A 25,626-nucleotide genomic window follows, 5' to 3' on the forward strand; every position below is an offset into this window, starting at 1 on the left:
TCCCATCACTCGTGTTCGCTGCGCTCGAAGGCCATGCGCACAAGCTCGTCGGTGTCCATGGCCAAGATGGCTTCGCTGTCGTCGTCGAATTCGGGCCGGTCGGTCTCGCCCGTGCCGAGGTCGAGCAGCAGGTCGAGCAGTCCCGCCTGCCGCAACCTGGCGAGCGGAATTTCGCGCAGCACTTCCCGGACAGCGGCTTCCTCCGGGTCTGCCGGTCGCTCGATCGTCTGCTCGATCACCAGCTCCGATGCCAGATAACGCGCCAAGGCGAGCGCGGTCGGGTGGTCGAAGACGATCGTGGTGGGCAATGCCGCGCCGGTCGCCGCACCGAGCCGATTCCGGAGTTCGACCGCGGTCAGCGAGACCAGTCCGAGGTCGAGCAGCTTGCTGTCGGGGTCGACCGCGGCCGGATCGTTGTGCCCGAGCACCGCGGCGGCCTCGATTCGCACCAGGTCGAGCAACCGGCGTTCCCGTTCCAGCGGTGCGTGTTTGGCGAGTTCGGCCGACAGGGCCGCGCGCACCGAATCGGCGTCGTCCACGTCGGCCCCTCCGTCGAGCGCGTGCGCCGCCTCGGGGATCGCGGCCAGCAAGGGACTGGGCCGCACCGAAGTGAACACCGGCGCGAAAAGCCGCCAATCCAGGTCCGCGACCGTCGAGCAGACCTCGTCCCGTTCGACGGCGGCCACCATCGCGACAAGGGCCTGATCCGCCGCCATGGCCCGAATTCCCTGACGCGCCAGCAGATCTCCCGCCCCGACGATCATCCCGCCGGTCCAGCTGCCCCACGCGAGGGAGGTGGCCGGTCGGCCGTGGGCGCGACGGCGCAGGGCCAGTCCGTCCAGGTACGCATTTGCCGCCGCGTACGCCGCGTTCTCGGTGCTGCCCCAGGAAGCGGCGCCGGAGGAGAAGAGTACGAAAGCGTCCAGATCCGTGGTCAGCTCGTCCAAATGCACGGCGCCGAGGACCTTGGCCGCCTGCACGGCGGCCAGTTCGGCGGCGGTCAGCTCCGACGCGGAGCCGCGGTGGTTGACCCCCGCCGCATGGATCACCGCCGAGAGCGGAGTGGTGGCCGGAATCGCCGCCAGGACGGCGGCGAGCTGTGCACGGTCGGCCACGTCGCACGCGGCGATCGTCACCTCGGCGCCCAGTGCCCGCAGCTGCGCGGTGAGCGCCTCGGCACCCGGTGCTCGCGACCCGCGCCGGCTGGTGAGAACCAGATGGGCGGCACCCGCCTCCGCGGCCCACCGCGCGACATGTGCGCCTACTTCTCCGGTACCGCCCGTGATCAATACCGTGTCGCGCGGGCGCCATTCGCGCACCCGCGGCGTATCGGCCAGCGGTGCCCGGATCAGGCGTCGTCCTTCGACGCCGTCGGCGCGCACAGCGAGTTGGTCCTCGCTGGGCGAGCGCAGCAGCGCGGCGGCGACCTGCGCAACGTGGTCACCCAGACCCGCGGCGCAGTCGAGGAGGCCGCCGAAGGCCCGAGGTTGCTCGAGTGCGAGCACCCGGCCGAGCCCCCAGACCTGTGCCTGTTCCGGCGAGACCGGCGCATCCGTTTCGGCGGTGGAGACCGCCGCCCGGGTCGACAACCACAGGCGGCCTGCGACATTCGCGTCGAACCAGGCCTGTGCGACTGTCAACGCAAAGACAAGTGGCCCGGAAAGCTCTGCGCCTCCCCCTTCTTCGGGGACCAAGGCCAGTACGCCCTCGACACGCTCGAGCGCGCGGAAGCGCTCGGCCAGCGCGGGTCGATCGATCACACCGCCGGGCAACTCGATCGTCAACAGTCGCGCCCCGCTCGCTTCCAGCGCGCTCAGCACCGGGTCGAAGGACTTGTTATCCGCCCCGGCCCTCGAAAGCACCAGCCACGTCGCCGTTCCCGAATGCGCCGCGGACGGCTGGATCGGCGACCAGGACTCCCGGTATCTCCACGTGTCCACGACGCACTCGCTCCGGGTGCGGCGGCGCCACTGCGACAGCGCGGTGACGAATTCGGGTATTCCGGCCTGGGCCGGGGTGATGTCCAGCAGTCCGGCGAGGGCATCCAGATCGCGCGCTTCGACGTGCTGCCAGAACGCAGTTGATGCCGGATCTTCTTGCAGTAGAGCGGTTTCCGGCGCCTGTGGCGCGAGCCAGAACCGCCGGCGTTCGAACGCGTAGGTGGGCAACTCGACGATCCGGCTGCTCGGGAACAGCGGATCCCAGCGCACCGGTCCCCCGTGAACATGGACCTGTGCCAGCGAGGTGACAAGCCGCATCGGTCCCCCGTCCGCACGGCGCAGCGTTCCGGCGGCGACCACCTCGGCGCCCGCGGCCTCGGCGACCTGCTCGACACCGAAGGTCAGGACGGGGTGCGCACTGGTCTCGATGAAGAACCGGTATCCCTCGTGCAGCAGCGACTCGATCGCCGCCGCGAATTCCACCGGCCGCCGCAGATTCTCAAACCAGTAGGCCGCGTCGAACTCCGCTCCATCCAGCAACTCGCCACGGACCGTCGAGAAGACCGGGATCCGTCCAGCCCGCGGCGTGATCTCTGCCAGTACCTGCGCCAGGTCCGCGGAGATGGCGTCCACCTGCACCGAGTGCGAGGCATAGTCCACCTCGATCCTGCGTGCGCGTATCTCGGCGCCGGCGCACTCGGCGAGCAGTGCGTCCAAAGCGGTGTTCTCTCCCGAAACCACGGTCAGCTCTGGACCATTGATCGCCGCCACCGACACTCGTCCGTCGAACCGGTCGATCAGTTCCGACACCCGCCCGGCGGGCAGAGCCACCGACACCATCCCGCCCCGGCCTGCCAGACGCTCCGCGATCAGCCTGCTGCGGCCGACGACCACTCGCACGGCATCGTCGAGCGACAGGGCTCCGGACACGTATGCCGCGGCGATCTCGCCCTGCGAGTGTCCCACCACCGCTTCGGGGACCACACCGAAGGACTCCCACACCGCCGCGAGCGACACCATCACCGCGAACGACACGGGCTGAACGACATCCACGAGGTCGAGCGATGCCTCGTCGCCGGCCGTGATCACCTCGAGCAGGGACCATCCGGTCATCGCATCCATGACCGCGGCGCACTCGGCCATCCGCGCCGCGAAAACCTCCGAGAAGCCGAGTAGTTCCCGCCCCATACCGACCCACTGGGCGCCCTGCCCAGGGAAAACGAATACCACCCGGCCTGGACGAGACACACCCGTGACGACATTCGGCGCACCGGCGTGGTCGGTGACCGACGCCAGACCCGAACGCAGCTCGGCAACCTCTCGTCCGATCACCACCGCACGATGTGGCAGATTCGCGCGTGTCACAGCCAGCGAATGCGCCACATCCGCCGTCCGGCTTTGCGACCCGTCGAGGAACGCCGACAACCGTGCGGCCTGCGCCGCCAGCACGGTCCTCGACCGCGCGGACACCAGAACCGGTACCACCACGGCATCGGGGCGATCGACAGCAGGCGGTGCGGGAGTTTGGGCCTGTTCCAGAATCACGTGTGCGTTCGTGCCCGAAACGCCGAAAGACGACACCCCGGCCCGCCGTGGTCTACCCAGCTCGGGCCACGCACGCGACTCCGTGAGCAGCTCCACCCCACCGCTGGACCAATCCACCTGCGGGGTAGGCGAATCCACGTGCAACGTCCTCGGCAGCACCCCGCGCCGGATCGCCTCGACCATCTTGATCACGCCGGCGACACCCGCGGCCGCCTGGGTGTGACCGATATTGGACTTGATCGAACCCAGCTGGAGCGGATGCGCCCGGTCCTGGCCGTAGGTCGCCAACAACGCCTGGGCCTCGATCGGATCGCCCAGGGTGGTGCCGGTACCGTGTGCCTCCACCGCGTCGACGTCGGCGGCGGACAGCCCCGCACTGTCGAGGGCCTGCCAGATGACCCGCTGTTGGGAAGGCCCGTTGGGGGCGGTCAATCCATTCGACGCACCGTCCTGATTGACCGCGCTGCCACGCACCACTGCCAATACCGGGTGCTCATTGCGCAGCGCGTCCGAGAGCCGTTCCAGCAACAGCATTCCGGCTCCCTCACCGAACACCGTGCCGTTCGCGCCCGCGGCGAACGGCCTGCACCGCGCGTCGCGGGAGATGCCGTCCTGCCGCGAGAACTCGGTGAACACGCTCGGGGTGGCGAGCACAGTCACCCCGGCTGCCAGGGCAAGCCCGCATTCCCGATTGCGCAGCGCATTCGCCGCGAGATGCAGGCTCACCAGCGAGGACGAGCAGGCGGTGTCGATGGTGACCGCAGGGCCCTCCAGCCCGAAGGTATAGGCCACTCGGCCCGACGCCACACTGCCGGAGGTACCGGTTGCCAGAAAGGCGGCGGCCTCTTCCGGAACGGTGGCCGCACCGGCCGCGTAGTCGTGGTACATCACCCCGGCGAAGACACCGGTCCGGCTGCCACGCAACGACAGTGGATCGATTCCCGCCCGCTCGAACACTTCCCACGACAGCTCGAGCAGTAGTCGCTGCTGGGGATCCATCGCCAAGGCCTCGCGCGGCGAGATACCGAACAGTTCCGGATCGAAGTCGCCCGCACCGTCGATGAAACCGCCCGCACCATCACGCGAGCCGGGGAAAGCCGACCAGCCACGATCCGCTGGAAATCCTGTGACAGCGTCACGGCCTTCGTCAACCAGATCCCAGAGATCGCTGGGAGATTCGACGGCCCCCGGATACCGGCAACTCATCGCGACGATCGCGATGGGCTCCCGTGTCGCCGCCTCGAACTCGGCGAGCTGCTGCTTGGCCTGCAGCATTTCGGTGGTGGCGCGCCGAAGGTAGGTGCGCAGCTTGTCGTCGCCGTCCATACCATCCCCCATCAGACTGTCCCCAGGTTGTTGTCGAGCAGGTCGAACAGCTCGTCATCGCTAGCAGCGGTGAGATCGGCGGCTTCGGGCGACGCGGCCGCGTCGCTACCGCCCGCATTCGCGAGCGCACGCAGGCGCACGCGGATCTTCGAATGATCCGATCCGGCCGACTGTTGTTCCCGCAGCAGCTCTTCGATCAGATCCAGATGCGCGCTGAGTTCGGTGCCCACATCGGCGCCGAGCCCCAGTTCGCGGTCGAGATGGGCAGCCAGCGCTGTGGTGTTCGGATGGTCGAAGACCAGGGTCGGGGGCAGAGTGAGCCCGGTGCGGATCGCGATCCGGTTGCGTAGATCCACCGCGGCGAGGGAATCGAATCCCAAGTCGCGGAACGACTGTCCGGCCTCCACCGCGTCCGGCGTCGAATGTCCCAGTACCGCAGCCACTTCGGCTCGTACTGCTCTGCCGAGCTCCTCGAGCCTGCGTTCCGGGGTCATCCGGGCCAACCTGCGCACCAGCGAATCCGAGTGCTCGCCGTCGCCGGCCGCCACCCGTCTGCCCGAACCCCGCACGACCGCACGCAGCAGTGCCGGGACCGGGCCCTCGATGACGGGCAGACGCATCGGCACCAGCAGGGCCGCATCGATCGATGCCGCGTCGTCGAAAAGACGCAGCCCCTCGGCCACCGACAACGAGTTCGCCGAGTCGCCCGCACCGCCGGCCCACATTCCGGCACCCCAACGGCCCCAAGCCAACGACACCGCGGGCAGTCCTTCGGCCACTCGCCGGTACGCGAGCTCATCGAGGAACGCGTTGGCGGCAGCGTAGTTCGCCTGTCCCGGTGTGCCGAAAACACCTGCGGCAGAGGAGAACAGCACGAAGGCGGTCAGCGGCATACCCGCGGTCAGCTCGTGCAGGTTCCATGCGGCATCGACCTTGGGGCGCAATACCTTCGAGATCCGTTCCGGTGTCATCGCGGTGACCACACCGTCATCCAGCACGCCCGCCGCGTGCACGAGGCCGGTGAGCCGCACGCCGTCGAGCAGGTCGCGGACAGCCGACCGATCCGACAGGTCACATGCCGCGAATCGGACCGATGCGCCGAGCCCGGTCAATTCGTCGGACAGTTCAGCGGCCCCCGTGGCGTCGGCGCCCCGCCTGCTCGTCAACAGCAGGTCCCGGACACCGTGAACGGTGACCAGATGCCGGGCGACCTCCGCCCCCAGCGCACCGGTGGCACCCGTGACGAGCACCGTACCTGTCGGGTCCCACGAGAATTCGGATCTCTCACCCGATGTCGCGGGCAGCAACCGAGGCGTGTGCAGCAGATCACCGCGGACCCTCGTCTGCGGCTGGCCCGTGCGGATCGCCGCGGACAGCGTCGCGCCGGTGAGCCGATCCCAGTCCACCAGCGTGAACCGGCCCGGATGTTCGGCCTGCACAGACCGCAGGAAGCCGAGCACCGCCGCTCCGGACAGGCTGCCGGACTCGGTGAGCACCACCAGGCGAGACCGCGCGTAGCGAGGATCGGTTACCCACGCACGAACGAGCTCGCAGATCCGCCCGACGGACTCGTGTGTACCCACCACCGGATCGGCCGTGTCAGCGACCGTGACCAGTACCGTATCCGGCACCACGTCCATATCGGAAAGAGCTGCGACACAGCGCACTGCGTCACCGTCGCGGCGTAGCGCGTCGTTCGCCGCATGGCTGTCGTCACCGAGCACCAGCCAGGAACGGCTCCGCCCCGCAGCGGGGGACACGGTCATCTCGGTCCAGTCGAGCCGGTACATCGAATCGACCGCGCGGCCCCGGGGTGCGAGCTGCTCGGTGGCGATAGGACGCAGGGTCACTCGGTCCACTGTCGCCACCGGAGCTCCCGATGGGTCGGCCATGTGCACCGAGAATCCGTTGCCGACCTGGGTGATCCCCACTCGCATCACCCGCGCGCGGGCCGCGTGCAGCGATACTCCGCTCCACGAGAACGGAACGTGAACGCCCGCCGTCTGCACTGCGTCCACTCCCAGCGCCGCGCCGTGCAGCGCGGCATCCAGCAACGCCGGATGCAGGGTGAAAGCGTCCGCCGCGAGATCATCGGGCAGCACCACCTCGGCGAAAACATCGCCGCCACGCCGCCACGCCGCCCGCAGCCCACGGAACGCGGGACCGTATTCCAGGCCCGCTGCCGTCAGATTTCGGTACAGCTCCGCCACATCCAGCACCGTCGCTTCGGCAGGCGGCCACTCCGTGAGCACCGAGCCGGGTTCGCCACCACCTGATCGCGCCGAAGCGGTGACGTGCCGAGTCCATGATTCGTCGGCGAGAGCATCCTCCGGCCGGGAGTGCACGGTGATCACCCGCCGACCGGATTCCGCCGGCTCGCCGACGGACACCCGGAGCTGCACCGCATCGGTCAGTACCAGGGGAGCTTCGAGCATCAGTTCCTCGAGCAGGGCACAACCGACCTCATCCGCGGCACGCACCACGAATTCGACGAACACGGCGCCGGGCACCACCACCAGGCCGCCCACCCGGTGATCCCCGAGCCATGGCTGACCCTCGAGTGAGAGGCGACCGGTGAACAGCACCGCACCGGAATCCGGCAGGGCCACCGCGGCGGACAGCACCGGGTGGGCCGTTGCGCTGACGCCGTACCCCGCGGCATCGGTGAGCCGCGGCCCGCCCTTCGGCCAATACCTGCTGCGCTGGAACGCGTACGTGGGCAGCGACACCGGCCGGGCCGTCTCCGGTAATGCCGGCCGCCAATCGACCGGCCTGCCGCCGACCTGCAGCTGCGCGAGTGAGGTCAGCAGTCTGCGCATGCCACCGTCATCACGGCGAAGCGTTCCGACCGTGATCAGATCCGCGTCGAGCTGCTCGATTCCCGCGATCAACAGTGGATGCGGGCTGACCTCCACGAAGAACCGGAACCCGGAATCGACGAGCGCGCGCAGCACCGGCTCGAACAGCACGGTCTGCCGGAGATTGCGATACCAGTAGTCGGCGCCGAACTCCGCGCCGTCGATCACCTCACCTGTCACCGTGGAGAACACCGTGATCGTGCTGGGCCGGGCCGAAATCCCCGCGAGCAGTCCCGCAAGGTCGGCCTCGAGCGGCTCCACGTGGCGCGAGTGCGAGGCGTAGTCGATCCCGATCCAGCGAGTACGGATCCCCCGCTCCGCACATGCTTCGACCAGCTCGTCGAGCGCGGCGGTGCCACCGGAGACCGACGTCGTCTCGGGGCCGTTCACCCCACCGATATCCAGCACGGACCCGATGGATTCGAGCAGGCGCCGCGTCTGGTCGACCGACAGCGCGACCGACACCATGCCGCTGTGCCCGGACAGCCGGTCCGCGATCAGCTTGCTGCGCAGCACGGCGATTCGGGCGGCGTCGGGCAGGCTCAGCGCCCCCGCGAAACACGCCGCGGCGAGCTCGCCCTGCGAGTGCCCGACGACGGCATCGGGCTCGACTCCGTGTTCTCGCCACACCTGCGCGAGACAGACGAGCATCGCGAACCACACCGGCTGCAGAATGTCGGTGCGCTCCAGCGGCGGCGCGCCGTCGACGCCGCGCACCACATCGAGCAGCGACCAACCGGAGATCGGGTCCATCGCCGCAGCGCATTCGGCCATGCGCGCAGCGAAGACCGGTGAGTGCTCGAGCAGTTCCTGCCCCATGCCGGCCCACTGCGACCCCTGGCCGGGGAAGACGAACACGGTCTTGCCGTCACGAACGCGCCCCCCGCCGAGGACGAGCCCCGGCGCGGATTCACCGGCCGCCAGATCCGACAGGCCCGCGACGATCTCGGAGCGCGTATCGCCGACGACGACGGCCCGGTGGTCGAACACAGACCGGGTGGTGGCCGCAGCGTGCGCCAGCTCGACCGCACCGACCGAGGCATCGTGTCGGAGCAGTGCCGCGAGTCGATCAGCCTGTGCGCGTAGTGATTCAGGCGATCGCCCGGAGACCGGCACGGCGACGGCCGACGGCAACCCCTCGGGTTCGGCGGGCTCGGCGACCGGGGTCGCGACCACCTGCTCCAGAATCACATGCGCGTTGGTTCCGCTGAAGCCGAAGGACGACACCGCGGCACGGCGCGGGCGAGCCGATTCCGGCCACGTCCGGGCTTCGGTGAGCAACTCCACCGTGCCCGCCGACCAATCGACATGCGGTGTCGGTTCGTCGATGTGCAGCGTGCGCGGCATGATGCCGTGTCGCATCGCCTGCACCATCTTGATCACCCCTGCCACACCGGCAGCCGCCTGGGTGTGACCGATATTCGACTTCAGGGAACCCAGCTGGAGCGGCCGGTCGTGCGGCCGCGCGCTGCCGTAGGTGGCCAGCAGGGCTTGCGCCTCGATGGGATCGCCCAGCGTGGTGCCGGTTCCGTGCGCCTCGACCAGATCCACGTCGGCAGTGGACAGTCCGGCGTTGGCGAGGGCCTGACGGATGACGCGTTGCTGCGCCGGACCGTTCGGCGCGGTGAGCCCGTTCGAGGCTCCGTCCTGATTGGTCGCCGAACCACGGACCACGGCCAGCACCGGATGCCCGTTGCGGCGGGCGTCGGACAGCCGCTCCAGGAGCAGCACCCCGACGCCTTCGGACCATCCGGTTCCATCAGCACTCGCCGCGAACGCCCGGCATCGACCGTCGGCCGCGAGACCACTCTGGCGCGAGAATTCCGTGAACGCACCCGGAGTGGCCATGACCGTCACACCACCGGCCAGCGCCAGCGTGCACTCTCCGGAACGCAATGCCTGTGCGGCGAGATGCATCGCAACGAGCGAGGACGAACACGCCGTGTCGATCGTGACCGCAGGCCCCTCCAGACCGAACGTGTACGCGATCCGGCCCGATGCCACGCTCGCCGAGCCGCCGGTACCGAGGTAGCCGACGAGGTCGTCGTCGTCCTGCACCAAACCGGTGTAGTCGTGGTACATCACGCCGGTGAAAACCCCGGTGCGACTGCCCTGCAGCGTGGCTGGATCGATTCCGGCGCGCTCGAACGTCTCCCAGGTGGTCTCCAGCAGCAGTCGCTGCTGCGGGTCCATCGCCAGCGCCTCCCGCGGCGATATGCCGAAGAAGCCGGCATCGAAATCGGCTACGTCGTACAGGAATCCGCCGTGGCGAACCGTGTCCGGGCCCGACGCGATCCGCCAACCACGATCGTCGGGGAACGGTGCGACCGCGTCGGTGCCGTCCAGGACCAGCTGCCACAGCTCCTCGGGTGAACTCACTCCACCGGGATAGCGGCAGGCCATTCCGACAATGGCGATCGGTTCGCCGAGCTCGGCGGCGGGATCGGCGGGTGATTCGGCGCGCACCGCACCCTCTGCCGGGCGTTCGAACAGCTCACCCTGGAGATACCGGGCCAGCGAGGCGACCGCCGGGTAGTCGAACACCAGAGTCGCGGGAAGGCGCAGACCGGTCGCGGCGCCCATCCGATTACGGAACTCCACCGAGATCAGCGAGTCGAAACCCAGATCGGCGAACGACGCATCGCGTTCGATCGAGTGCATGCCATCGTGCCCGAGCACCGCCGCGGCGTGCTCCCGGATCAGCTCGAACAGCGCATCCGACTGCTCGGCGGGCCGTAGGCCGGACAGCCGGCCTACGAGCGCCCGGCCGCCTTCGCCGGCGGTGGCGACCCGCCGGTTACTCACGGGCACCAGCTTGCGCAGCAAAGCCGGAACCTGCGGCTGGGCACGCATCGCCGCGAGGTCGAGCCGAGCGGGCATGAGCACCGCGTCGTCGAGGGCGAGGGCGATGTCGAACAGTGCGAGGCCCTCGGACTCGGTCAGCGCGAAGACCCCGGAACGGGCATGGCGGGTCTTCGCCGACGCGTCGAGTCCCAGCGCCATCCCGCCGTCCCACGGGCCCCAGGCCAGTGATTTCGCCGAGGAGCCGCGGCGTTCGCGATAGTGCGCGAGTGCGTCGAGAGCCGCATTGGCGGCCGCGTAGTTGGCCTGGCCGGGGTTACCCACGATGCCCGCCGCGGACGAGAACAGCACGAACGCGGCGAGATCATGATCGACGGTCAGCTCGTGCAGATTGACCGCGGCCGTGATCTTCGGTGCGAGCACTGCGTCGAGCCGGTCCGGAGTCAGCGCGGTGACCACACCGTCATCGAGCACACCGGCGGTGTGTACGACCGCGGTCAGCGGGTGCGCGGTCGGAATCGAAGCCAGGACCTCCGCGAGCTCGTCGCGGTCCGCCACGTCGCACGCCACAACTCGAACGAGGGCGCCGAGCGAGGCCAGCTCGGCCACCAGCTCGGCCGCGCCCGCAGCATCCGGGCCGCGCCTGCTGGTCAGCACGAGATTGCCGACGCCGTAGGCGCGCACCAGATGCCGCGCGAGCGCCGCACCCAGGATGCCGGTGCCACCCGTGATCAACACGGTTCCGGCGGGGTCCAGTTCGAGCGGGCTCGCTTCGGAGGCGGGGACCCGGACGAGTCGTGGGACGTAGATGCCGTCGGCGCGCACCGCGCACTGCGGTTCGTCCGCCTCCGGCACTACGACGAGGTCGTCGCGGGTGTCGACCAGCCGGAATCGGCCCGGATTCTCTGCCTGCGCCGAGCGCACCAACCCCCACACCGCGGCAGCGGCCGGATCGATGCTGTGATCATCGCCGACAAGTGCTGCGCCGCTGGTCACGATGACCAGTTCGGAATCGCTGAGCCGCTCGTCGGCGAGCCACTGCTGTATCGCTGTCAGCGCACGATGCGTGGCCGCGACGATCGACCTCGAAAGGTCGGCATCGGCGGGCGCGCAGGCGAAGTCGACGGCGAACCGGGCCGGGATCCGGCCTCCCGTATCGATGTCATCGAACAACACCGACAACCCGGAGTGGCGCGGCAGCCCGGCTGCCATCGGCACAGCCGTACGGGCCCATTCGACACCGAACAACGAATCGCCGGTCGTGCTCAGCTGCCGACGGTCGACCGGGCGAAGCATGAGCGTGTCCACCCGGAACACAGGCTGTCCGTCCGGATCCGTAGCAGCGATGGTCAGTGTGCCGGTGCCGGTCGGAGTGATCCGCACCCGCAGCCGCTCGGCGCCGACAGCGAACAACGACACCCCGTTCCACGCGAAGGGAAGCCAGGTGCCCTCGGCCAGTGATCCGAGGTCGGCCGCGCCGGCTCCGTGCAGCGCCGCGTCGAGCAGTGCCGGGTGCAGAGCGAAACGTCCTGCCGCATCGACCAACTCGTCCGGGATCTCCACCTCGGCGAAGACCTCGCCACCCTGAGTCCAGGCTGCCCGGACACCACGGAACGACGGGCCGTAGTGCAGACCGGCCGCGGCGAATCCGGCGTACAGCTCATCCACCGCCAGGGCGGCGGCGCCGGCGGGCGGCCACATCTCGCCCGCGTCGGCCCCGGACCGGGTGTCACCGCTCAGCAGACCGGTGGCATGCCGGGTCCAGGGTGAATCATCATCACGACGGGAGTAGAGACTCAGACCGCGGTCCCCGGTGCCGGTCGGCGGATCGACCACCAGCTGCACCTCGAGACCGCCTGTCTCCGGAAGCAGCATCGGGGCCGCCATCGTCAATTCGGCAACCCGCGGGCACCCGACCCGAGCACCCGCGGCGAGCGCCAGCTCGACCTGCACGGCACCCGGCACGACCACTGTGCCCGAGATTTCGTGGTCGGCCAGCCAGGCGTGCGTCCGCCTGGTCCACCGGCCGGACATGATCAGCGTGTCGGGTTCGGCGAGAGTGACTGTCGCGCCCAGGAGCGGATGGCCATTCGAGGGCGATCCGGCCGCGGGTAGCGGCGCTTGTGACGGCCAGTAACGACGGTGCTGGAACGGATAGGTCGGCAGGTCTACCCGCCGTCGGTGCCCGGCCGGGAAAAGCGCGGTCCACGCCACGTGCAAGCCATGGGTGTGCAGTCGGCCGAGCGCAGAGAGCATCGTGTCGAGCTCCGGCCGGTCCGATCGCAGTGCGGACACCGCGAGTGCTTCGCCGGCATTCTCCGGCACCAAGGCAGTGAGCACACCCCCCGGTCCCAACTCCAGAAATCCCGTCACGCCCTCCGCCACGAGGGTCGCGACACCATCACCGAAACGCACAGCCTCCCGCACATGCCCCACCCAATACCCCGGCGCACACACCTCCCCCGACACCAGACCACCCGTCACGTTCGACACCAAACCGACACGGGGAACACCGAACTCGACCCCCGCACACACCTGCGCGAACTCCTCGAGCATCGGCTCCATCAACAACGAATGAAACGCATGCGACACCCGCAACCGCGACGTCCTACGACCCACACCCCGAAAATGCTCCACCACCGAATCCACCGCACCCACCACACCCGAAACCACCACCGACTCCGGACCATTGACCGCCGCGATACCGACACCCTCCGACAACACCGCCGAAACCTCGGACTCCGAAGCCTGCACCGCCACCATCGACCCACCCGACACCAAACCCTGCATCAACCGACCACGCGCCACCACCAACCGCGCCGCGTCGGGAACCGAAAACACACCCGCCACACACGCCGCAGCGATCTCCCCTACCGAATGACCCATCACAAAATCCGGCACAACACCGAACGATTCGACCAAACCGAACAACGCCAACTCGACCGCGAACAACGCCGGCTGCGCGAACTCCGTCCGCTCCAACACCCCCTCCTCACCCTCGAAAACCAACTCCTTCAGCGACCGACCCACCAACGGATCCACCACCGCACAGACCTCGTCGAACACCGACGCGAACACCGGGAACGCCGCATACAACTCACGCCCCATCCCCACCCGCTGCGAACCCTGACCCGAGAACAACACCGCCACACGACCTTCCGGCACGATGGCCGTGGTCTCCCCGGTCACCACTCGCCGCAAACCTGCGATCAGATCGTCCCGGTCCCGTCCCGTCACCACGGCCCGGTGTTCCAGTGCCGCGCGGCCGGTCGCCAGTGACCAGGCCAGGTCGGTCATGGCCACGTCCTGATCGTTCTCGATCACGGACAAGATCTGCAGCGACTGCGCCCGCAGTGCCGCAGCGGTCTTGCCCGCGAGCAGCAGTGGCGTCATCGGCAAGTCGGCGGATGTCCCGGGCTCGGTCCGTGGTCCCTGTTCCAGCACCACATGCGCGTTGGTCCCACTGAATCCGAACGACGACACTCCGGCTCGGCGCGGCCGGCCTTGCTCGGGCCAGGCCCGCGCCTCGGTCACCAGTTCCACGGCGCCCACCGACCAGTCGACATGCGGTGTCGGCTCATCCACATGCAGTGTCGCGGGATGAATTCCGTTGCGCATCGCCTGGACCATCTTGATGATTCCGGCAACACCCGCGGCAGCCTGCGTGTGTCCGATGTTCGACTTGATCGACCCCAGGGCCAGCGGACGAGTGCGTTCCCGACCATAGGTGGCGAGCAACGCCTGTGCCTCGATGGGATCGCCCAGCGTGGTTCCGGTCCCATGTGCCTCCACCGCGTCCACATCTGCGGCCGACAATCCCGCATTGGCCAGCGCCTGCTGGATGACGCGCTGCTGTGCGGGTCCGTTCGGCGCGGTCAGCCCGTTGGAGGCGCCGTCGGAGTTCACGGCGGTGCCCCGCACCACGGCGAGCACCGGATGCCCGTTGCGCTGTGCGTCCGAAAGCCGTTCCAGCAGAAGCAGTCCGGCGCCTTCGGACCAGCTCGTGCCGTCCGCGCCACCCGCGAACGACTTGCACCGGCCGTCGGGAGCCAGCCCCCGCTGCCTGCTGAATCCGATGAACGACGCCGGGGTCGACATCACGGCGACACCACCGGCGAGAGCGAGCGAGCATTCACCGTTGCGCAGCGCCTGCGCCGCCAGATGCAAAGCGACCAGCGACGACGAGCACGCGGTATCGACGGTCACCGCCGGGCCTTCCAGCCCGAAGGTGTAGGCCACCCGCCCCGACACGACACTGGCGGCGGTGCCTGCGCCCGCGTGCCCGGACAGCTCGTCGGATCCCTCCTGGAACACGCCGGCGTAGTCCCCGTACATCACGCCCGCGAAGACCCCGGTGTTACTGCCACGCAAGGACGACGGGTCGATTCCGCCCCGCTCGAAAGCCTCCCAGGTGGTTTCGAGCAGCAACCGCTGCTGGGGATCCATCGCGATCGCCTCGCGCGGGGAGATACCGAAGAGTGCCGGATCGAAATCGGCCACGTCGTCGAGGAACCCACCCTCGCGCGTATAGCTGGAGTTGGGTCGTAGGCCGGTCGGGTCGTACAGCGCTTCGATGTCCCAGCCGCGGTCGGCCGGGAATTCGGAGATGGCGTCACCCTCGGCGACAAGCAGCTCCCACAAGTCCTCCGGTGACCGCACGCCACCCGGATAGCGGCAGCTCATCGCCACAATGGCGATCGGCTCGTCCACCGGTGTGGCGATGGCGCGCGACGGTGCGACGGCAGTGGTCCGGTCGAGCAGCGTGTCGAGAACGAAGTCGGCGAGCGCACTCGGGGTGGGATGGTCGAAGACCAGCGTGGGCGGTAGACGCAGATCGGTCACCGAGCCGAGCCGGTTGCGGAGTTCGACCGCGGTGAGCGAATCGAAGCCGAGATCGGCGAAGGGGCGACTCGGATCGATCGCGCCGGCGCCGTCGTGTCCGAGCACGGCCGCGACCTGGGTCCGTACCAGGTCGGCGACCCGGCGCCGCTGCTCCTCCGGGGGCGCGCCCGCGATCACCAGTGACGAGTACTGGGACACGCGGCGCGATGCGACGCCGGTCAGGGACCGCAGCAGCGGTGTCGGATCCGACCGCAGCACCGTGAAATCGAGCCTCACCGGTAGCGGGGCCGGATCGTCGGCTCGCATCGCCAGGTCGAACAGCGTCGTGCCGAGGGTCGCCGAGATCGGCTGGACACCGGCCTGCCTCGAGCGCCGGGTATGGGTTTCGTCGAGCGTCGCCGCCATTCCGGCGTCACCCTCCCAGGGACCCCATCCCAGCGCGGACGCGGGCAAGCCCTGAGCTCGTCGCCAGGCGGCGAGCGCGTTCAGGAACGCGTTGGCGGCAGCGTAGTTCGCCTGCCCGGCTCCACCGAAAGTGCCTGCGGCCGAAGAGAACAGCACGAATGCATCCAGATCGAGGGCGGCGGTGAGCTCGTGTAGATGAAGCGCGGCATCGACTTTCGGGAGCATCACCGCGTCGAGTTGACTCGGGGTAAGGCCGGCCACCACGCCGTCGTCGAGCACGCCGGCGGCGTGAACGACCGCGGCCAGCGGACGGTCGGCCGGAATACCGGCGATCAGCGCGGCGAGCGCGTCCCGGTCGGTGACGTCACAGGATGCCGCGACCACTTCGGCTCCGAGTTCGGTCAGCTGGGCGACCCTGTCCTCGGACACGCCGCCACGGCTCACCAGAATCAAGTGGCGCACTCCGTGTTCGGCCACCAGGTGCCGGGCGATCTCGGTACCGAGGGCACCGGTGGCACCGGTCAGGAGCACGCTGCCGTTCGGGTTCCATTCGGCCGGTGAGACGGCCGCAACCTCAGCACGTTTCAATCGCGGGACCCGGATCGCGCCGCCCAGCAGGGACAGTTCCGGTTCATCCTGCTGTGCCAGCGCGGCGGGCAGTGCGGACTCGGTCTGCTCGTCGACATCGACGAGCAGCAGCCGGCCGGGGTACTCGGCCCGGGCCGCACGGACCAGACCCCACACCGCGGCATTGCGCAGGTCCACCGTGTCGTGGTCGCCCGCCGCGCCACGCGTGAGGAAGGCGATCCTGGTCGTAGCGAATCGGTCGTCGGCCAGTAGTGATTGCAGGTCGTCGAGGGCTCGTGCCGTCTGCGCGCGCGCCGCCGACGCGATATCGGTAACCGACGTATTCGGTAGATACGCCAGCACTACCAGATCGGGCGCCGATTCACCGGCGTCGACCGCGGCGACCAGCGCCGCGCGGTCGAGGTAACGACGGGCCTGGAGCTCCGGCACATCGCCGACGGCCGCCATCGAGAAGCTGTCCTCGCCCGCTCGGACCGGCAGCTTCGTGGCGATCCACTCCACCCGGAAGAGCGCATCGCGAACGATCGCGGGCGGGCCACTCACGAACGGTCGCGTGACGAGTCCGCCGATGGAGACGACACGACGCCCGGACCGATCGACAGCCTCGACAGCCATGCCGTCGCCGATCGGAGACAATCGGACGCGCAGCAGATCTGTGTGTGCGGCGTGCAGTCGCACATCGCGCCACGAGAACGGCAACTCGAGCGCGCCGTCACCAGGGGTGAGCCCGAGTGCGTGCAGAGCCGCGTCGAGCAGCGCCGGATGCAGTGCATAGCGATCGAGATCGGAGACTTCTTCCGCGGGCAACGCGACCTCGGCGAACAGATCGTCGCCGCGCCGCCATGCCGCCCGCAGTCCCTGGAACGACGGACCGTATTCGAGTCCACGGTCGGCGACCCGGTTGTAGAAGTCGGTGACGTCGACGGCGGTGGCGCCGCTGGGCGGCCAATCCTCCTCGGCGAAACCCGGCCCCATCACACCTTCGGCGAGTGTGCCGGAAACATGCTGCGCCCATGTCGAATCCGCTGCCGCCCGGGAATGGATCGTGTACGAGCGACGGCCTTCGGAGTCCGGCGGACCCACCACGACCTGCAGCTCGACCGGGCCGGAGCCTGGCAGCTCCAGCGGTGCCTGGATGGTCAGCTCCTCGACGTAATCGGAACCGACCTGATCCGCCGCCTGCAATGCCAGCTCGACGAACAGCGAACCGGGCACGAACGAGTCGTCGAGTACACGGTGCTCGGCGATCCAGGACACCACGGCCGGATCGAGGCTGCCGGTCATGAGCAGGCCGTCGGAATCTGCCAGGGTGACGACCGCCCCGAGCACGGGATGGCCGGTGCTCGTCATCCCCACCGCGGTCCGCGACCGCTTCGGCCAGAATCGGCGTCGCTGGAACCCATAGGTGGGCAGGTCGGCGCGTTGGCGCGGATCGCCCGGCAGTACGGCCGCCCAGTCCGTCGGGAACCCCCGGGTCTGCAAGCGCGCCAGCGCATCGACGAAGGACTCGGCCTCGGAGCGGCCGGCGCGCATGGCCGGTACCACGCAGATGTCGGAGGGGGCGACCGCCTGCGCCAGCGCAGTCAGCGTGCTATCGGGTCCGAGTTCGAGCAGCCCGGTCACGCTCGCCCGGACGAGCGAGTCCACGCCGTCGGCGAAGCGGACCGCCGCTCGCGCGTGCCGCACCCAGTACGCGGGAACGCCGAACTCGTCGAGCGAGATCGTTTCGCCGGTCACATTCGAGATCACCGGCACCTTCGCGGCGGAGAACTCGACCTCGGCACACACCGCGGCGAACTCGTCCAGCATCGGATCCATCAGCGGGGAATGGAACGCGTGCGATACCCGCAAAGCGCGTGTCTTGCGCCCGAGCGCGGCGAAGTGCGCGACGATCTCGTCGACCCGCGCCTCGCTGCCCGAGACAACCAGGGCGGCGGGACCGTTCACGGCGGCGACAGCTGTCGAATCGGACAGCAGCGGGACCACCTCGGCTTCGGTCGCCTGAATCGCCGCCATCGCGCCGCCCGCGGGCAGCGCCTGCATCAAACGGCCGCGCGCGACCACCAGGCGGCTCGCGTCCGCGACAGAGAGTCCTCCCGCGACACATACCGCGGTGATCTCACCGACCGAATGACCCATCACGACATCCGGTGCGAGGCCGAAGGATTCGACCAGCCCGAACAGCGCGTATCCGATCGCGAACAAGGCTGGTTGCGCGAATTCCGTGCGGTTCAAGGTTTCCGGATGCTCGGTGTCGAACACGATGTCGCGCAACGACGTTTCGAGCAGCGGATCGAGGTGCGTGCACGCCTCGTCGAACAGGGCGGCGAACACCGGGAACGCCTGGTACAGGTCCCGGCCCATGCCCGCACGCTGTGACCCCTGTCCGCTGAACAGGATTCCGAGCACGGCCTGACTGTGCGCCGATCCCGCGATCGCCCCGGGGTCGCCGTCCACGATCGCGGTAAGACCGCGCACCAGCTCCGCCGTGTCGCGCGCCAGAACAACCGCGCGTTGGTCCAGTGCCGCGCGCCCGCGCAGCAGGGTCCAGGCCACCTCGGTCAGCGCGACATCGTCGGTGTGGTCGAGACAGGCGGCGAGCCTGGCGGATTGCGCCGACAGCGCCTCGGGTGTTCGGCCCGACAGGACGAACGGCAGCGGCATGTCGATCGGATCGACGGTCGGCCTCGGCTCGACCGCATGTGGCGGCTGTTCGATGATGACGTGCGCGTTGGTGCCGGTGACGCCGAAGGAGGACACACCCGCCCGTCTCGGACGATCGGTGACCGGCCACGGCACGGCCGCGGTCGCCAGCTCGACGGCTCCCGCCGCCCAGTCGACGTGTGGACTGGGCGCATCGATGTGCAGCGTCTCGGGCACCACACCGTGGCGCATCGCCTCGATCATCTTGATGATGCCCGCCACCCCCGCAGCTGCCTGCGTGTGCCCGATATTCGACTTGATCGATCCCAGGATCAGCGGACGCTCGGCATCCCTGCCCTGCCCGTAGGTCGCGATCAGAGCCTGCGCCTCGATCGGATCACCGAGGACCGTGCCGGTGCCGTGCGCTTCCACCACGTCGACATCGGCGGTGTCGAGCCCAGCTGTCTGCAGAGCATGGCGGATCACCCGCTGTTGCGCCGGACCGTTGGGCGCGCTGAGCCCGTTCGACGCGCCGTCCTGATTGATCGCAGAACCTCGTACCACCGCCAGAACCGGATGCCCGTTGCGCCGTGCGTCCGAAAGCCGTTCCACCAGAACGAGCCCCACCCCTTCGGACCAGCTGGCGCCGTCCGCGGCGGCGGCGAAGGACTTGCACCGACCGTCCGGTGCCAGGCCCCGCTGCCTGCTGAACTCGATGAACGATGTCGGCGTCGACATGGTCGCGACACCGCCCGCCACCGCGAGTGTGCAGTCTCCGCTGCGCAGCGCCTGCACCGCCAGGTGTAGTGCGACCAGAGAGGACGAACATGCCGTATCCACCGTCACCGCAGGCCCTTCCAGGCCGAAGGTGTAGGCGATGCGCCCGGTCGCCACGCCACCGGAGGTGCCCATCCCGATGTATCCGACCAGGTCCTCGGATACATCGGTGAGGCCGAGCGCGTAGTCGTGGTTCATCACACCCGCGAAGACGCCGGTCCGGCTGCCCCGCAACGACAACGGGTCGATTCCGGCCCGTTCGAACAACTCCCATGACGTCTCGAGCAGCAAACGCTGCTGCGGGTCCATCGCCAGTGCCTCACGTGGCGAGATGCCGAAGACATCGGCATCGAAATCCGCCACGTCGTAGAGGAATCCGCCCACCTGGACATAACTGGTATCGGAACGGCCGGAGTCGGTGTCGAACAGCGCTTCGAGATCCCAGCCCCTGTCGGTCGGGAAGTCGGAGATCACATCGGCGCCTTCGGCGACAACTCGCCACAGTCCCTCGGCGTCGCTGATGCCGCCCGGATACCGGCAGGAGACCGCCACGATCACGATGGGGTCGTCGTGGTCGGCCACCACGGCCGAGGACCGCTGCGTGGCGCTGTCGTCGGTCCCGGCCAGCTCGGCCTTCAGATGCCCGACCAGCGTTTCGGTGTTGGGGTAGTCGAAGATGAGCGTCGCGGGCAGCCGCAGCCCGGTCGCTGCGTTGAGCCGGTTACGCAGCTCGATCGCGGTGAGCGAGTCGAAGCCCAGCTCGAGGAACGTTCGGCGCGGTTCGAGCACACGCGCCGAGGTGTAGCCCAGGATCACGGCGACCTGCGCACTGACGATGTCCAGCAGCGCCCTGGCACGTTCGCGCTCGGGCAACCCGGCCAGACGATCGGCGGAGGTACCGGAGCCTGCGGCCACGCTACGCCGCACCACGGTTCGTACCAGCCCGCGCAGGACTGGCGGAACCCAGCCGGTCCCAGCGACCCGGGCACGCAACCGCGACAGGTCGAGACCGATCGGGACCGCGACGGCATCCTCGCCCGCGAGAGCGGCGTCGAACAGAGCCAGGCCCTCGGCATTCGACAGTGGCACCACTCCGCTGCGCTCGCCGCGCTCCCGATCGGCGTCGGCCAGCTGATCGGTCATTCCGCTCGCCTGTGCCCACATGCCCCAGGCCAGGGTGGCCGCGGGCAGGCCTGTTCCGCGCCGCCATTGTGCGAACGCGTCGAGGAAGGCGTTCGATGCTGCGTAGTTCGCCTGCCCGGGGCTGCCGAGAATTCCGGCGGCGGAGGAGAACATGACGAAAGCCGAGATCGGCTGATCCCGGGTCGCCTCGTGCAACGCGAGCGCGGCATCCACTTTGGGCCGGAATACCCGGTCGATCCGATCGGCCGTGAGGGACATCAGCGTGCTGTCGTCGATGACGCCGGCAGCATGGACCACTGCCGTCAGCGGGCGCTCCGCGGCAATCGCGGCGACCATGGCGGCCACCGCCTCGCGGTCGGCCACATCGCAGGCCACCGATGTCGCCGTCACGCCGAGATCGACCAGTTCGGCGCACAAGTCCGCTGTCGCGCCGCTGCGACTGGCCAGCACCAGGTGACCCACCCCGTGCTCGGCAACCAGGTGCCGGGCCACGAGTCCGCCGAGGGCACCGCTCGCACCGGTGACCAGCACCGCGCCGGATCCGAAATCGGTTCGGCCCGACGTTTTCTCGCCGGAAATGTGCTCGAGCCGCGGGGTCCACATCGTATCGCCGCGTACCGCCGCCTGCGATTGCGCGATGGCGGCCCCGGCCCAGACGATGCCCGCAGCGGGGCCTCCGTCGACATCGAGCACTGCGATCCGGTCGGGATGTTCGGACTGTGCGGACCGCACCAGACCCCAGACCGCGGCATGCGCCAACCGAGTGGGGCTCTCGTCCGCGGCGACCGCGACCCCGCCGTTGGTCACCAGGATCAGGACTGCGTCGGCGAAACGGTCGTCGATCAGCCAGGCCCGCAACAATTCCAGCACGTCGTGCGCGGCCCGGTGGACACCATCGACCAGGTCGTCGCCGGTGTCTTCCGGCACGGCCGCGATGACCACAGCGGGCAATTCGAGGCCGTCCTCGATCGCCGCCGCGAGCGCGGGCAGGTCCGGAAACGTCAGGTGCCCTGCCTGTTCGGCACTACTGTCGCCGAGCAAGACCGGTACGGTCGGCAGTGCCTCCGGCACGGTTGCGACGGCCTGCCAGCCCAGCCGGTACAGCGAGGCCGACGTGCCCCGACCCGACAGACCCGCGGCGCTGATCGCGCGGACCGCGAGCGACTCGGCGATCACCACCGGCCGACCGGCGCCGTCACACGCCAGTACCGAAATCGCGTCTGCGCCGATTGCCCGCAGGCGGACCTTCAGCGTGGTCGCACCGGTCGCGTGCAGCGTCACCGCCCGCCACGAGAACGGGAGCCTGCCCTCGCTCGCGGAAGCCCAGGCGGGCAGTAGCGACGACGCGTGCAGCGCCGAGTCCAGCAGCGCCGGGTGCATGCCGAACCGATCGGCATCCGCGGCGACATGCTCGGGCAGGGCGACCTCGGCGAACACCTCGCCGTCCCGCAGCCACGCCGCGCGCAGTCCCTGAAATGCGGCACCGTAGTCGAAACCCGCCGCGGCAGTGCGCTCGTACAGGTCCGTCACGTCGACCTGGACCGCGCCCGCAGGCGGCCATTCGGTCAATTCGGCCGCCCCGACACCTACTCCCCCGACCCCTAGAACCCCTGTCGCGTTCCGCACCCAGGACTCGTCGTCGCCGTTCGGTGGCTGCGAGTGAACCGAGAACTCACGCCGTCCAGAAGCATCCGCCGCGGCGACCTCCAACTGCACCGCGACGCCGCCGTCGCGCGGGATGATCAGCGGTACTTCGAGCGTGAGCTCCTCGATCTCGCCGCAACCGAGCTGATCGCCCGCGCGCCATGCCAGTTCGACCAGCCCGGTTCCCGGCACCAGTATGCTGCCGGCCACAGCATGGTCCGCGAGCCAGGGATGCGTCGCCACCGACAGCCGACCGGTGAACAGCAGTCCCCCCGAATCGGCCAGCACCACCGCGGCGCCCAGCATCGGATGCTCTGCCGAACGGAGACCGACGGATGCGATATCACCCGCGCCCGCTGCCATTTCGAGCCAGAACCGCTGATGTTCGAACGCGTAGGTCGGCAGGTCGACTCGCGCCCCCGGCCGCTTCTCGAAGCTCGGCAGCCAATCCACCGCCGATCCACCGGCCCAAGCCTGTGCCAACGACTCCAGCAGCCGTCGGGAACCGTCCTCGTCGCGCCGCAGTGTCCCCAGCGCCACCGCGGTCGTCTCGGCGCCATCGATCATCTGCTCGATCGCGGGCACCAGGACCGGGTGAGTACTCACCTCGATGAAGGTCCTGTGCTCGGCGGCCAGGAGAGTCTCGATCGCCGACCGGAGCCGCACCGGCTCACGCAGGTTCTCCACCCAGTACGCCGCGTCCAGGTCGGCACCATCGACTACCCGGCCTCGCACGGTCGAGTAGAGCGGGATCCGGCCAGACTGTGGAGTGAGGTCGGTCAGCGCGTCCAGCAGTTCCGGGGCGATCGAGTCGACCTGTGCCGAATGCGACGCGTAATCCACGTCGATGACCCGCACACGCACCCCGCGATCACGGCATTCGGCCACGATCTCGTCGAGAACGGTGCTGTTTCCCGAAATCACCGTGGCCGTGGGGCCGTTCTCGGCGGCGATCGAAACCTGGTCCCCGAACGGGGCGATCAGCGCACCCACCTCGCCCTCGGGCAACGCCAGCGACACCATCCCGCCATGGCCCGCCAGCCGATGGGCGATCACTCGGCTGCGCCGGACCACGACGTCGACCGCATTTTCGAGAGTCAGTGCGCCCGCCACGCAGGCCGCCGCGATCTCGCCCTGCGAGTGGCCGACCACCATGTGTGGTGTGACACCACGGGACTCCCACACCGCCGCCAGCGACACCATGATCGCGAACGACACCGGCTGGACGACATCGACCCGCTCCAGCAAGCTGTCGTGCTGTCCTGCCACCACATCGAGCAACGACCAGTCGGTCGCCGGGTCCATCACCACCGCGCACTCACGCATCCTGGCGGCGAAGACAGCATCGGTTTCCAGCAGGTCGCGGCCCATCCCCACCCACTGCGCGCCCTGCCCCGGGAACACGAACACCGTCGGGCCCTCGAGCACCTCGCCGACTACGACACCCGGCGCCGACTCTCCCGCGGCCAGAGCCTCGAGCCCCCGCACGAACTCGTCACGGTGGGAGCCCAGCACTGCCCCGCGATGTTCGAGTGCCGCGCGGCCCGTCACCAACGCCGCGCCGACATCCGCCGGCGCGAGATCCGGGTTCGCAGTGATGTATTCACGCAGCCGGTGGGCCTGCGCACGCAATCCGGCCGCGGTTCGGGACGACAGCACCCAGACATGCGGGGATTCCGCAGGCAGATCCGCGGTGGTGAAGCGATCGGATTCCGGCGGCGCCTGTTCCAGGATGACGTGCGCGTTCGTACCAGACACCCCGAATGACGACACTGCGGCTCGGCGCACCCGACCCGCATTCGGCCACGGGCATTCCTCCGTGACGAGCTCGACCGCACCGGATGACCAATCAACCTTCGGGCTCGGCTCGTCCACATGCAGGGTGGCGGGCACGATCCCGCGCCGCATCGCCTCGACCATTTTGATCACGCCGGCGACACCCGACGCGGCCTGTGTGTGCGCGATGTTCGACTTGATCGACCCCAGCAGCAGCGGCTGTCCGGTGGGCCTGCCCTGACCATAGGTCGCCAGCAGCGCCTGTGCCTCGATCGGGTCACCCAGCACGGTGCCGGTACCGTGTGCCTCGACCACATCTACATCAGCGGTTGTCACACCCGCGTCCTCCAGCGCCTGGCGAACAACCCGCTGCTGAGACGGACCGTTCGGCGCCGTCAAGCCATTGGACGCGCCGTCCTGATTCACCGCCGAACCCCGGATGACCGCCAGCACCTGGTGGCCGTTGCGCTCGGCATCGGAGAGCCGCTCCAACAGCAGCAGACCCGCTCCCTCACCCCAGCCGGTGCCATCGGCCGCCGCGGAAAACGATTTGCACCGGCCGTCGGAGGAGCCGCCGCCTTGCCGGGACATGGTGACGAATGCCGCCGGTGTCGCCATCACCGTGACCCCGCCCGCGAGGGCCATCGAACATTCGCCCGACCGCAGCGAACGCATGGCGAGATGCATGGCCACGAGCGAGGACGAACACGCCGTATCGATCGTCACAGCGGGCCCTTCCAGCCCGAACGTGTACGAGACCCGCCCCGACGCCACACTGCCCGCGACAGCGGTCGCGAAATGACCTTCGAGTTCGGCAGGCAGTGCCGTCTTCGACGCGTAGTCGTGGTACATCAGACCGGCGAAGACTCCAGTCTTGCTGCCGCGCAATGACATCGGGTCCAGGCCCGCTCGTTCGAAAACCTCCCAGGACAGCTCCAGCAACAACCGCTGCTGCGGATCCATCGCCAGGGCCTCACGGGGCGAGATCCCGAACAGCGCGGGGTCGAAGTCACCGGCGTCGTGCAGAAACGCACCCAGGTTCGTGGACGAGGTGCCCGGGCGGCCGGAGTCCGGGTCGAACAGGGTCGCCACGTCCCAGCCGCGGTCGGTGGGGAACTCGGTGACCGCGTCTTCGCCTCGGGTCGTCAGATCCCACAGTCGCGCAGGGGAGTCGGCGCCACCGGGGAACCGGCAGGACATGCCGACGATCGCGATGGGCTCGTGCTCGCTCGCTTCCATGTCCTCGATACGGCGATTGGCCTGCCGTAGATCCGCCGTCATCCGGCGGAGGTATTCGACAAGCTTCGCTTCGTCCGCCACGGAGGCCCCTTTTCATT

2 protein-coding genes are annotated in these 25,626 nt (G+C 69.1%); both read right to left on the reverse strand.

What is annotated here, in order from left to right; translation table 11 throughout:
• Positions 1-5 precede the first annotated feature (5 nt).
• Positions 6-4,811 carry a type I polyketide synthase gene (locus ACWF99_RS12575; RefSeq protein WP_452536591.1) on the reverse strand — a complete coding sequence of 1,602 codons (4,806 nt, stop codon included), beginning with the start codon at positions 4,809-4,811 and terminating at the stop codon, positions 6-8.
• An 11-nt stretch (positions 4,812-4,822) separates the two neighbouring features.
• Positions 4,823-25,609, reverse strand: coding sequence for an SDR family NAD(P)-dependent oxidoreductase (locus ACWF99_RS12580; RefSeq protein WP_452535991.1), 20,787 nt, complete (start codon positions 25,607-25,609; stop codon positions 4,823-4,825).
• Positions 25,610-25,626: the final 17 nt, after the last annotated feature.

Source organism: Nocardia sp. NPDC055002 (genome assembly GCF_053608825.1).

Coding starts and splice junctions, on each gene's coding strand:
- ACWF99_RS12575 (WP_452536591.1), bottom strand. CDS start 4,811: ATGGACGGCGACGACAAGCTGCGCACCTACCTTCGGCGCGCCACCACC.